The following is an 11,206-nucleotide window of genomic DNA, read 5'->3' on the forward strand; positions in this document are numbered from 1 at the left end:
GGCGGCGGCAGGTGTTGGCGGCCATGCGCGCGCGCCTCTTCCCGATGGCGCCGGCCGGCGCCATACAGTGGGCACCCCGGCGCGCGGCGCCGGGCTGGACGATCGAGAGTGTGTCATGGATCTTCCGTCGGCTCCGGCCGCCGCCGCCCGCACCGCCGCCGCCCGCACCGCCCACGACCGGCGCCTGCGCCGCCTCGACCCGGCGCGGGCGCCGCGCGGCGACGGGTTCGCCGCTTGGCTGTGGTTCGCCGTCGGCCCCTACCGCACGACCTTCGCCGTCACCGGGGCGGTGATGACCGTGCGCCACACCGTCGCCGCGTCGATCCCGCTGTTCTTCTCCTACTTCGTCGCGGCGGTGGCGGCCGGCGGCATGGACTTCGCCTCGGCGATGGCCGCGGCGGCTCCCTACCTCGTCGTCTTCGTGCTCTACCTCGCGGCCATCGCCGTCCTGTTCCCGCAGCTCGCCACCGTCGACCTGGCGGTGCGCAGCCTCGGCCTCTACGCGCTCGACCGGGTCATCGCCATGGACACCGCCTGGCACGAGGACGTCGCCAGCGGCGCCAAGGGCCAGAAGATCAACAAGGGCCGCGACTCCTTCAAGATCCTGCTCGACACCTTCTTCTGGGCGCTGCTGGCGCAGGTCGGGCTGTTCGTGTCGCTGGGCGCGGCGGTCGCCACCCTGGACGTGCCGCCGGTGTTCTACGCGCTCTACCTGCTGTTCGGAGCGAGCTACGTGGCGGTGGCGCTCGCCACACTCCCCGCCCTGCGCCGGCGCTTCGACCGCGTCTACGCCGCGGTGGAGGAGCTGTTCGCCAACGTCTACGACTTCCTCTCGTCGGTGACGACCATCAAGATCTTCACCCTGGAGCGGCCGATCCTGCAGCGCGCCCGCGCCGTCGAGCTGGACGGCCACGACGCCGGGCGCCGGCTGTTCCGGCTGCAGGCCCTGCGCTGGATGGGGCTGAACCTGACGGCCGGCCTGTGGATGATCGTCATCTTCGTGGTGGCGCTGGAGCGCGCCACCGCCGGGGCGATGCCGCTGGAGGCCTTCACGGTCGTGCTGATGTTCACGGTCGGCGCCTGGATGCGCTTCGAGTGGCTGGCCTACGAGCTGAACTCCCTGGTCGAGGCCTATGCCGGCTTCCGCCGCCTGACCGAGCTGCTGGCCGAGGCGCGCGACGCCGCCGAGGCGGACGCCGGCACGGGCGAGCGCTTCACGCCGCGCGACGGCGCCATCGCCCTGGAGAACGTGACCTTCGCCTACAAGGCGGGCGGCGACCCGGTGGTCACCGGCGTTTCGCTCGCCATCCCGGCGGGCCAGACGGTCGGCCTGGTCGGCCCCTCCGGTGCGGGCAAGTCGACCCTGCTGAAGCTGCTGCTCGCCCTCTACCCGCCCGATTCCGGGACCCTGCGGGTGGACGGGCGCGACGTCGCCGGGCTCGACGTGCGGGCCTACCGCCGGGCCTTCGCGGTGATCCCGCAGGATCCGGCGATCTTCAACATGCCGCTGATCGACAACATCCGCCTGGCGCGGCCGGAGGCGAGCGACGAGGAGGTGGTCGCCGCCGCCCGCGCCGCCCACGCCCACGACTTCATCGCTGCCTACCCCGACGGCTACGCCACCATCGCCGGCGAGCGCGGCGTGGTGCTGTCGGGCGGCCAGCGCCAGCGGGTCGCCATCGCCCGGGCGGTGCTGCGCGACGCTCCCGTCGTCGTCCTCGACGAGGCGACGAGCGCCCTCGATTCGGAGACCGAGCGGCTGGTGCAGGACAGCCTGGACCGGCTGTTCCGCGGCCGCACGGTGATCGCCATCGCCCACCGCCTGTCCACGCTCGCCCGCTTCGAGCGAATCGTCGTGATGGACGCCGGGCGCATCGTCGAGGACGGCCCGCACGCCGCCCTCATCGACAAGGCCGGGCTGTACGCCCGGCTGTGGGGCCTGCAGACGGGCGCGCGGGCGGCGGAGTAGCCGCCCGTCGGACCACATCGGAAAGGACCAGAGGTGCCGGAACGCTATTTCGAGGACTTCGCGCCGGGGCAGACCTTCGGGTCGGGAACGGTCACGGTGGAAACCGCCGCCATCAAGGCCTTCGCCGCCGACTTCGATCCCCAGCCCTTCCATCTGGACGAGGCGGCCGCGGGCGCCAGCCTGTTCGGCGGGCTGGTGGCCAGCGGCTGGCACACCGCGGCGCTGACCATGCGCCTGCTGGTCGAGGACGGGCCGCGGCCGGCCGGCGGCATGGTCGGCGCCGGGGTCGACGAGATCCGCTGGGTCCGCCCGACTCGCCCGGGCGACGTGCTGAGCTGCACGTCGGAGGTGCTGGAGGTGCGCCGCTCGGCCTCCCGGCGCGACCGCGGGTTCGTCAAGCTCCGCACGGTCACCGTGAACGGCCGCGGCGAGACGGTGCAGATCCTGGTGTCCACGCTGCTCGTCCCCTGCCGCCCGGACTCGGAGTGACGTCGCCGCCGATGCCGTCCGCTGGTCCAGCGTCAAACAGCTTGGAAACGTCGGGACGAAACGCCGTGTCCATCACCACGAACGAAATGACCGGCGACACGGCAATGCATTGCCGATGCCCAGAACATTTTTTCAGTCGGCGGATATTTTCTTGTCTTTTTTGCATTGTGTGGAAAAAGAAGGAGAAGTTTCTATCGCTGATCTTGTGTCCGGTACATCGCCTTCTCTACAATGCGCCGTCGTTGAATCCACCCCCGCCAGCCTAACGGCAGGAAGGAAGCATGGCTCGAAACGCCATCAGGCCGACCGGAATCGAGAGCCCCTTCGACGATGAGGAGATCATCGTCACCAAGACCGATCTCACCGGGCGCATCGCCTACGCCAACGACGTCTTTTTGCGTGTGTCGCACTACGCCGCCAAGGACGTCGTCGGCGCGCCGCACAGCATCATCCGCCACCCGGACATGCCGCGCTGCGTCTTCAAGCTGCTGTGGGACGCCATCCAGGGCGGCAACGAGATCTTCGCCTACGTCCTCAACCTGGCGGGCAACGGCGACCATTACTGGGTGTTCGCCCACGTCACGCCGAGCCGCGACGCCTCCGGGCGGATCGTCGGCTATCACTCCAACCGCCGCAAGCCCACCGCCGAGCAGGTCGCCCGGATCGCGCCGCTCTACCGGACGCTCCGCCAGGAGGAGGACCGGTCGGCCGACCGCAAGGAGGGGCTCCGGCGGTCGCACGCCCTGCTGACGGACACGCTGCGCGACCGGGGGATGGACTATGATCGCTTTGTCTTCTCTCTCTAGCATCCGCGGCTTCATCCTCGGCGGCATCGCCGCGGCCGCCGGGAGCGCAGCGCTCGCCGGCGCCGGTGCCGGCGTCGCCACCGTCGGCGCCGCCCTGCTCGCCGCGGTGGCGCTGCCGGCCGCCGCCCTCGTCGGCCTGGTGCGTGCCGAGCGCACCCTGCGCGACGCCGCCGCCATCTGCGCCCGGGCCGCCGCCGGCGACCTCGAGGCGCGCATCCCCGGCGAGCCGGGCGGCTGCGCGGCCGGACTGCTGCAACGCAACATCAACGCCCTGCTGGACGTCACCGACGCCTTCGTGCGCGAGGCCAGCGGCTCCATGCGGGCGGTCAGCGAAGGGCGCCACTACCGCAAGGTCCTGCTGCGCGGCTTGCCCGGCGCCCTGCGCAACGCCGCCCAGGACCTCAACCGGGCCAGCGGCCTCATGGAGGCGCAGGCCGGGGAACTGCACGCCTGCGCCGGCCGCTTCGAGGTCGGGGTGGGTGCGGTGGTGGAGAACCTGAGCCGCGCCTCCTCGGGCATGCGGCGCGACGCGGAGGCCATGGTCGGCATGGCCGCGGATGCGAGCGACATGGCCGCCGGGATCGCCGCGGCGACGGAACAGACCTCGGCCAACGTGCAGACGGTCGCCAGCGCCGCCGAGCAGTTGGCCGCCTCGGTCGACGAGATCGGCCGGCAGGTCGCGCTGTCGCGGACGATCTCCGTCGACGCCGTCGCGCGGGCCGAGCGCACCGACGCGGTGGTCCAGGATCTCGCCCAGGTGACCCGCCAGATCGGCGACGTGGTCCAGCTCATCACCGCCATCGCCCAGCAGACCAACCTGCTGGCGTTGAACGCGACGATCGAGGCGGCCCGCGCCGGCGAGGCCGGCAGGGGATTCGCCGTCGTCGCCACGGAGGTCAAGCAGCTCGCCACGCAGACCGCCGGCGCCACCGAGCAGGTGAGCGCGAAGCTCGGCGCCATCGTCTCGGCCACGGACACGACGGTGGAAGCCATCCAGGTGATCGGCCGGACGATCGCCGAGATGAGCCAGATCGGCAACGCCATCGCCGCGGCCGTCGACGAGCAGGGCGCCGCCACCCAGGAGATCGCCCGCAACGTCCAGCAGGCCGCGGTCGGCACGCAGGAGATCGCCCGCAGCGTCGCCGGCATGAAGGACGCCGCGGTGCAGACCGGCGCCGCCGCCCGGAGCGTGCTGAGCGGCGCCGCCGAACTGTCCGACGAGGCCGTCCGGCTGCGCCGCGAGGCCGACGCCTTCCTCGCGCAGACCAAGGCCGCCTGAGGACGCGGGCACCGCTCTGCCGAACAGGCTTACTCCCCTCCGCCAGTGGCCGGCGGCGGCGGATCAGGGCACAGTCGACGGCACTCGGAGCGGATGGCCGGAGGCACCGGGCGATGCGGGGTGAGCGGAGGCCGGTGCGGCCGGGGCTGGTCGCGGCCATGGTTCTGCTGGCGGGATGTTCGGGCGGCGAGCGGCTGGCGACGGCGGTCGCCGAGATCAACCGGGACTACGGTTCCCTCCAGGACGAGATCCTCCTGGTCAACATCCTGCGCCGCAGCGTCTCGCTGCCGGCCCATTTCACCGCGCTGACGACGATCCGCGGACGCAGCCGGATCACCGCCGGCGCCGACCTCACGGTTCCCTTCGGCGGCGATGCCCCGGCGCAGTTCGATTTCCGCCCGCACCTATCGATCGACCAGGGACCCTCGTTCGAGATCTCGACCCAGGACAACCAGGAATTCTACCGCGGCTACATCGCCCCGATCGACACCCGTACGGTCGACTACTACCTGAGGCAGGACGCGCCGAAGGAGCTGATTCTGTCCCTGTTCATCGACCGCATCCGCATCCGGCGTCGCGATGGCGACGACGTGTTCGTCAACACGCCGGACCAGCCGGCCAACTACGCCGGCTTCCAGCGGCAGATCAGCCGGCTCGTCGATCAGGGGCTGATGACGGAGACGGTGTCCCTGGCGCGCCATGTCGGGCCCGAGCTGCACGAGAACCGGCCGCCGACCATCGACCAGCTTCTGTCGGTGCGCAAGGAAGGGCTGACGGTGGAACGGGTCGGCGCCAACCGCTACCGGCTCATGGACGTGAACGAGAGCGCCCAGTTCTGCTTCCGGAACCCCGCAGAGTCCCTGTTCGAGCGCGCGCGCTGCCACGCGGAATCGGCGCGCGCGCCCCGCTACACCACCGACGACCCGTCCTATTTCGGCAGCACCGGCGGGCCCGTCGCGCGCTTCGCCACCGACGATCTCGGCGCGATCGAGATCCACACCCGCTCGCTCGCCGAGATCCTGGACTTTCTCGGCGAGCTGGCACGGGTCCAGCGCTCCTCCGGCGCCCCTCCGACGATCCGCACCGTGTCCGGGCCGCAGCCCATCCTGGTGATCACCGCGGCTGGAACCCCCGGCGCGGCGGCCGTGTCGGCCGACTTCGCCGGCACACGCTACGCGATCCCGGCCGGCGCGGCCGGTGGACAGTCCGGCACCGTCCTGTCCATCGTGTCGCAGTTGCTCGCGCAGGCGCAGTCCGTCAAGGACCTGCCGGTCTCCAACACGGTGACGATCATCGGCGAGTGAGGCGCGCCTTCCAGGGGCTCCACCGTCACTCGACGGCCGCCTCGCTCCAGCCCGGCGGCACGCCCTCCATGCTGGGCAGGCGGTGGGCGATGCCCTTGTGGCAGTCGATGCAGGTGCGCTCGCCGGTGAAGAGGTAGCGCTGGTGGACCTGGGCGGCGCGCGGGCTCTGGCGGGTGATGTCCATGGACTCGTCGCTGTGGCAGTTGCGGCATTCCAGGGAGTCGTTGGCCTTGAGGCGCGCCCACTCGTGCTCGGCCAGCTCGCGGCGCATCGCCAGGAACTCGTCGCGGCTGTCGATGGTGCCGAACAGGTGGCCCCACACCTCCTTGGAGGCCTGCATCTTGCGGGCGATCTTGTCGGTCCACTGGTGCGGCACGTGGCAGTCCGGACAGGTCGCCCGCACGCCCGAGCGGTTGGTGAAGTGGATGGTCGTCTTCAGCTCCTCGAAGACGTTGTCGCGCATCTCGTGGCAGGAGACGCAGAAGGCCTCGGTGTTGGTGGCCTCCAGGGCGGTGTTGAAGCCGCCCCAGAACATCACCCCGGCGAGGAAGCCGCCGAGCGTCAGGAAGCCGAGGCTGAGGTGGCGGGCCGGCCGCGAGATGGTGTGCCAGAACCGGCGCGGGAACTCCTGGAACCTCATCGCCGCCCCGCCCCGGCGTCGCGGCCGTGCTCGACGAGGGATTCCAGTTCGACGTAGCGGTTGGCGACCGGCGGGTCGACGTCCGCCTGCGGCACGTGGCACTGCGTGCAGAAGTAGCGCCGCGGCGCCACCGCCCCCAGGGTCTGGCCGGCGCGGTCGACGTAGTGGGTGATGCTGATCATCGGCGCGTCGACGTCGGTGTAGTACTTGCGGCTGTGGCAGGTCAGGCAGCGGTTGGTGCGCAGGTTGATCTCGTAGCCGGCGATGGCGTGGGGGATCACCGGCGGCTGCTCGGGGTAATTGCGCGGGATGCGGCCGCGCTCCGGCGTGCGGTCGGACAGCGGCGGCGCCGGCGGCTCGTCGGTGAACTGGACCGGCGGCCGGAACGGCTCGTCCTCGGGCATCTGCGCCGCCAGCACCGCCGGCAGCAGGAACGGCAGCGCGGCGAGCGCCGCGAGCGTGGTCTTGCGCATGCTCCCCTCCCTCACACCGGCTGCACCCGGACGGCGCACTTCTTGAAGTCGGTCTGCTTCGAGATCGGGTCCGTGGCGTCGAGCGTGCACTTGTTGATGAGCTGGCTGGAATCGAACCACGGCACGAACACCACGCCGCGCGGTGGCCGGTTGCGCCCGCGCGTCTCGATGCGGCTGCGGATCTCGCCGCGGCGCGAGCGCACGTAGACCTCCGAGCCGCGGCGCAGGTTGCGCGCGCGGGCGTCGTCGGGATGCATGAAGACGACGGCGTTGGGGAAGGCCCGGTAGAGCTCGGGCACGCGGCCGGTCATCGAGCCGGAATGCCAGTGCTCCAGCACCCGGCCGGTCACCAGCCACAGGTCGAACTCCTGGTCCGGGCTTTCCGCCGGCGGCTCGTAGGGGAAGGCGAAGATCTTCGCCTTGCCGTCGGGCTGGCCGTAGAAGCGCACGCCCTCCCCGGCCGGCACGTACGGGTCATGGCCCTCGCGGTAGCGCCAGCGCGTCTCCTCGCCCTTCACCACCGGCCAGCGCAGGCCGCGGACCTCGTGGTAGACGTCGAAAGGCGCCAGGTCGTGGCCGTGGCCGCGGCCGAAGCCGGCGTACTCCTCGAACAGGCCCTTCTGGACGTAGAAGCCGAAATGCTCCGATTCCCGGTTGGCGTAGCCCTCGGCGATGTCGGTGAGCGGGAAGCGGTCGACAGCGCCGTTGCGGAACAGGACCTCGTACAATGTCCGGCCGCGGTGGTCCGGGCTGGCGGCCAGCAGCGCCGCCGGCCACACCTCGTCGGTGGTGAAGCGCTTGGCGAACTCCATGAGCTGCCACAGGTCGGAGCGGGCCTCGCCGGGCGCGTCGACCAGCTGGTGCCAGAAATGGGTGCGGCGTTCGGCGTTGCCGTAGGCGCCCTCCTTCTCGACCCACATGGCGGCCGGCAGGATCAGGTCGGCGGCCAGCGCCGTCACCGTGGGGTAGGCGTCGGAGACGACGATGAAGTTCTCCGGGTTGCGGTAGCCGGGGAAGGTCTCGCCGGCGCTGTTGGGGGCGGCCTGGAGGTTGTTGTTGCACTGCACCCAGTAGCAGTTGAGCTTGCCGTCGTGCAGCATGCGGTCCTGCAGCACGGCGTGGTAGCCGGGCTTGTCCGGCAGGGTGCCGGGCGGCAGCCGCCATGCCTCCTCCGCCTTCTTGCGGTGCTCCGGGTTGGTCACCACCATGTCGGCGGGCAGGCGGTGGGCGAAGGTGCCGACCTCGCGCGCCGTGCCGCAGGCCGACGGCTGCCCCGTCAGCGAGAACGGCCCGGATCCCGGCTTGGAGATCTTGCCCGTCAGCAGGTGCAGGTTGGTGACGAGGTGGTTGCACCAGACGCCGCGGACGTGCTGGTTGAACCCCATGGTCCAGAACGAGACCACCTTGCGTTCGGGGTCGGCGTACAGCTCGGCGAGCGCCTGCAGGCGCTCCTTGGGGACGCCGGTCATCGCGTGCACGCGCTCCAGCGTGTAGGGCGCCACCTCCGCCTTGAAGCCCTCGAAGTCGATGGGCTCGGACTCGCCGGCCTCGCGGGCGTACTGCGCCTTCATTTCCAGCTCGTGTTCGGGACGCAGGCCGTAGCCGATGTCGGGGCGGCCCTTGTGGAAGCTGCAGTGGCGCTCCAGGAACTCCCGGTCGACCCGCCCGCTCTGGATGATGTGGTTGGCGACGAAGTTGAGGATCGCCAGGTCCGATCCGGGGTGGAACACCATGCCGATGTCGGCGAGGTCGAAGCTGCGGTGCTCGAAGGTCGACAGCACGGCGACCTGCACGTGCGGCGCGCTGATGCGGCGGTCGGACAGGCGGGTCCACAGGATCGGGTGCATCTCCGCCATGTTGGAGCCCCACAGCACGAAGGCGTCGGCCTGCTCGATGTCGTCGTAGCAGCCCATCGGCTCGTCCATGCCGAAGGTGCGGATGAAGGCGACCGCCGCCGAGGCCATGCAGTGGCGGGCGTTGGGGTCGAGGTTGTTGGAGCGGAAGCCGGCCCGCATCAGCTTGGACGCGGCGTAGCCCTCCCAGATCGTCCATTGGCCGGAGCCGAACATGCCGACCGCCGTCGGCCCCTTCTCCTTCAGCACCCGCTTCCATTGCGCCGCCATGGTGTCGAAGGCCTCGTCCCAGGAGACCGGCTCGAACTCCCCGTCCTTGGCGTACCTCCCGTCCTTCTTGCGCAGCAGCGGCCGGGTCAGGCGGTCGGCGCCGTACATGATCTTGGAGAGGAAATAGCCCTTCACGCAGTTGAGGCCGCGGTTCACCTCGGCCTGCATGTCGCCGTGGGTGGCGACGACGCGGCCCTCCTTGACGCCGACCATGACGCCGCAGCCGGTGCCGCAGAAGCGGCAGGGCGCCTTGTCCCACTTGAGCGCGGCGGCCTCGCCGGCGACCAGCGGCACCTGGGCCGCCGCCGGGGCGGCCATGCCGGCGGCGGTCATGGCGACCGCGGCGGCGTTCGTCTTCATGTAGTCGCGGCGGCTCAGCATGGCGTGCTCTCCTCCTTCTCCCGTTCTGGCTCCCGTTCCGGCGCGGCTTCGGTCTCGACCTGGTGGAAGACCAGGGTGGCGGCCATGACGTCGTCGAGGCGGCCGAGCGCCGTCATGCGCTCCGCCAGTTCGGCCTCGCTGGCCGCCTCCAGGACGACGATCAGGCGGCCCGGCGTCTCGGCGTGGATCTCGGCGCCGGGATGGGCGGCGATGCGCCGCCGCACCGCCGCGGTGCGGCTGGGCACGGCGTGGACGATCAGGCTGGCGACGTGCCACTCGGCAAGGGGCATGGCGACTCTCCCTGGACGGTTCTTGCGGTCGCCCGCGGCGCCACGGTGATGGCCCCGGCCGGGCACGGCGCGACGCAGGCGCCGCAGCCGGTGCAGGCGTCTGTGTCGAGGACGGGCCGGCCGGGACGGCCGGAGCGGGGGAAGGCGATGGCGCCGGGCTCGCAGATCTCGCGGCAGCTCTGGCAGACGACGCCGTGCCCGGCGAGGCAGCCCGGCCCGACGGTGGCGGCGAGGGCCCAGGGCGCGGCGGCACGGTCGCCGAACACGCCGGCCGGGCAGGCGTCGGCGCAGGCGGCGCAAAAGGTGCATTCGCCATGCCGGAAGTCGACCGTGGGAAAGCCGCCGTCGCCGGCGGCGAGGATGCCCTCCGGACAGGCCGCGGCGCAGGCGCCGCAGCGGGTGCAGCGCTCCTGCACGGCCGTCTCCGCCGCCCAGGGCGGGCGCAGCGGCGGCGGCGCGGCGCGCGGTCGTCCGCGCAGCAGGGCGCGGCGGCCGGGATCGATCTCGGTCGGCACGGCGCCGCTCACACCGCCGGCGGTCCGGGCGGTCCGACGACGAGCTGGTACATCCAGACGAGAAAGCCGTAACCGCCGACCACGGCGACGGCCACGAAGGGCCAGATCAGCACGGACAGGAACAGGAACGCCAGGAGCTCCCGGCGCTTGGCCACGGGTCCCCCATGCTCGTCGACGGTGTCGGCACTATGGCCTGGCGAAGCAGCACGGTGGCTGTCGGTCATGGCGATCGCCTCCCGGGTCGTGAGCTTGTTTTGCCTGTCCGCTATGCATTGCCCTCTCCCAGGTGCAACCGGGAACGGCACCGAATGTTCCCTGCCCAACGGTCGGACAGCGGGACGCCCGGCGGCCGGCGCCGATCTGCCCTTCGCTCAAGCCCCGCGGGCGGCAGCCGGTGCCGCCGGCAGGCTGGCGTCCTCGCCGACATGGTCGGACAGGCCGTCCATGGTGCCGGTCCAGCTTTCGGGAATCCTCTCTCGGGTTGGCCGTGGGCCAGGACCCGCACTATGATCCCCGTCTCCTGAACGCCGGCCGGGCCCGCCGTTCATCGTCCGTTCAGGCTCACCCGGCTAGGCTCGTGCCATGCTTCCCGTCCTCGCCCCCGCCGCCCTCCTCCTCGCCGCCGCCGCGCTGCCGGCGGCGTGGCTGCCCGTGTCCGGCGGCGCCGACGAGGAGGAGGACCACGAGCGCGCCCGCGCCGCCCTGCGGGCCGGCCGGGTGCTGCCGCTGGAGGACATCGTCGCGCGCGCCGAGACGGCCACCGGAGGGACGGTGCTCGACGTGGAGATCGAGGACGGCGACGAGGACGACCACGGCCCCCGCCACCACGACCGCCGCGGTCATGCCGCCGCGGCCGAGGGCGCGGCCGAGCGCCTCGTCTACGAGGTGAAGATGCTGGTGCCCGGCGGCCGCATCGTGAAGCTGATCTACGACGCCG

General features: G+C 71.7%; 12 protein-coding genes. 6 read left to right on the forward strand and 6 right to left on the reverse strand.

The features are described 5' to 3' along the window. Nucleotides 1-115: 115 nt before the first annotated feature. The 5 genes from ACSBPG_RS19845 (at nt 116) to ACSBPG_RS19865 (ending at nt 5,847) form a co-directional block, all read left to right on the forward strand. A complete protein-coding gene (locus ACSBPG_RS19845; RefSeq protein WP_435538937.1) occupies nt 116-1,969 on the forward strand; it encodes an ABC transporter ATP-binding protein in 1,854 nt (617 codons plus the stop codon). 33 nt (nt 1,970-2,002) lie between these two features. Beyond that, nucleotides 2,003-2,458: a MaoC family dehydratase gene (locus tag ACSBPG_RS19850; RefSeq protein ID WP_435538938.1), complete on the forward strand. Its 456-nt coding sequence runs from the start codon at nt 2,003-2,005 to the stop codon at nt 2,456-2,458. A gap of 281 nt (nt 2,459-2,739) precedes the next feature. After that, on the forward strand, nt 2,740-3,264 hold the full coding sequence (locus ACSBPG_RS19855; RefSeq protein WP_435538939.1) for a PAS domain-containing protein: 525 nt from the start codon (nt 2,740-2,742) through the stop codon (nt 3,262-3,264). Next, on the forward strand, nt 3,239-4,543 hold the full coding sequence (locus ACSBPG_RS19860; protein ID WP_435538940.1) for a methyl-accepting chemotaxis protein: 1,305 nt from the start codon (nt 3,239-3,241) through the stop codon (nt 4,541-4,543). The genes ACSBPG_RS19855 and ACSBPG_RS19860 overlap by 26 nt, the downstream gene beginning before the upstream one ends. Before the next feature lie 113 nt (nt 4,544-4,656). Further along, nucleotides 4,657-5,847, forward strand: coding sequence for a hypothetical protein (locus ACSBPG_RS19865; RefSeq protein WP_435538941.1), 1,191 nt, complete (start codon nt 4,657-4,659; stop codon nt 5,845-5,847). 25 nt (nt 5,848-5,872) lie between these two features. Here ACSBPG_RS19865 and ACSBPG_RS19870 read toward each other — a convergent pair whose 3' ends face one another. Genes ACSBPG_RS19870 through napE form a run of 6 tightly spaced genes read right to left on the reverse strand, consistent with a single transcriptional unit; the run spans nt 5,873 to nt 10,424 of the window. Continuing rightward, nucleotides 5,873-6,487, reverse strand: coding sequence for a NapC/NirT family cytochrome c (locus tag ACSBPG_RS19870; protein WP_435538942.1), 615 nt, complete (start codon nt 6,485-6,487; stop codon nt 5,873-5,875). Next, nucleotides 6,484-6,960, reverse strand: a complete 477-nt coding sequence (locus tag ACSBPG_RS19875; protein WP_435538943.1) for a nitrate reductase cytochrome c-type subunit — start codon at nt 6,958-6,960, stop codon at nt 6,484-6,486. The genes ACSBPG_RS19870 and ACSBPG_RS19875 overlap by 4 nt, the downstream gene beginning before the upstream one ends. A gap of 11 nt (nt 6,961-6,971) precedes the next feature. Next, entirely contained in the window at nt 6,972-9,464 is a 2,493-nt protein-coding gene (gene napA, locus ACSBPG_RS19880; RefSeq protein WP_435538944.1) for a nitrate reductase catalytic subunit NapA, read from the reverse strand. Next, nucleotides 9,458-9,754 carry a chaperone NapD gene (locus ACSBPG_RS19885; protein ID WP_435538945.1) on the reverse strand — a complete coding sequence of 99 codons (297 nt, stop codon included), beginning with the start codon at nt 9,752-9,754 and terminating at the stop codon, nt 9,458-9,460. Before ACSBPG_RS19885 ends, napA begins: the two co-directional genes overlap by 7 nt. Next, nucleotides 9,721-10,269: a ferredoxin-type protein NapF gene (napF, locus tag ACSBPG_RS19890; protein WP_435538946.1), complete on the reverse strand. Its 549-nt coding sequence runs from the start codon at nt 10,267-10,269 to the stop codon at nt 9,721-9,723. Before napF ends, ACSBPG_RS19885 begins: the two co-directional genes overlap by 34 nt. A gap of 8 nt (nt 10,270-10,277) precedes the next feature. Next, a complete protein-coding gene (gene napE, locus ACSBPG_RS19895; protein ID WP_435538947.1) occupies nt 10,278-10,424 on the reverse strand; it encodes a periplasmic nitrate reductase, NapE protein in 147 nt (48 codons plus the stop codon). A gap of 427 nt (nt 10,425-10,851) precedes the next feature. On the opposite strand from napE, the gene ACSBPG_RS19900 reads away from it, so the two are divergent. Continuing rightward, nucleotides 10,852-11,206: PepSY domain-containing protein (locus tag ACSBPG_RS19900; protein ID WP_435538948.1), on the forward strand; the 355-nt coding region annotated here is incomplete at its 3' end.

The sequence above is a fragment of the Azospirillum sp. ST 5-10 genome (genome assembly GCF_051225715.1).
In the GTDB taxonomy this organism is placed as follows: Bacteria; Pseudomonadota; Alphaproteobacteria; order Azospirillales; family Azospirillaceae; genus Azospirillum.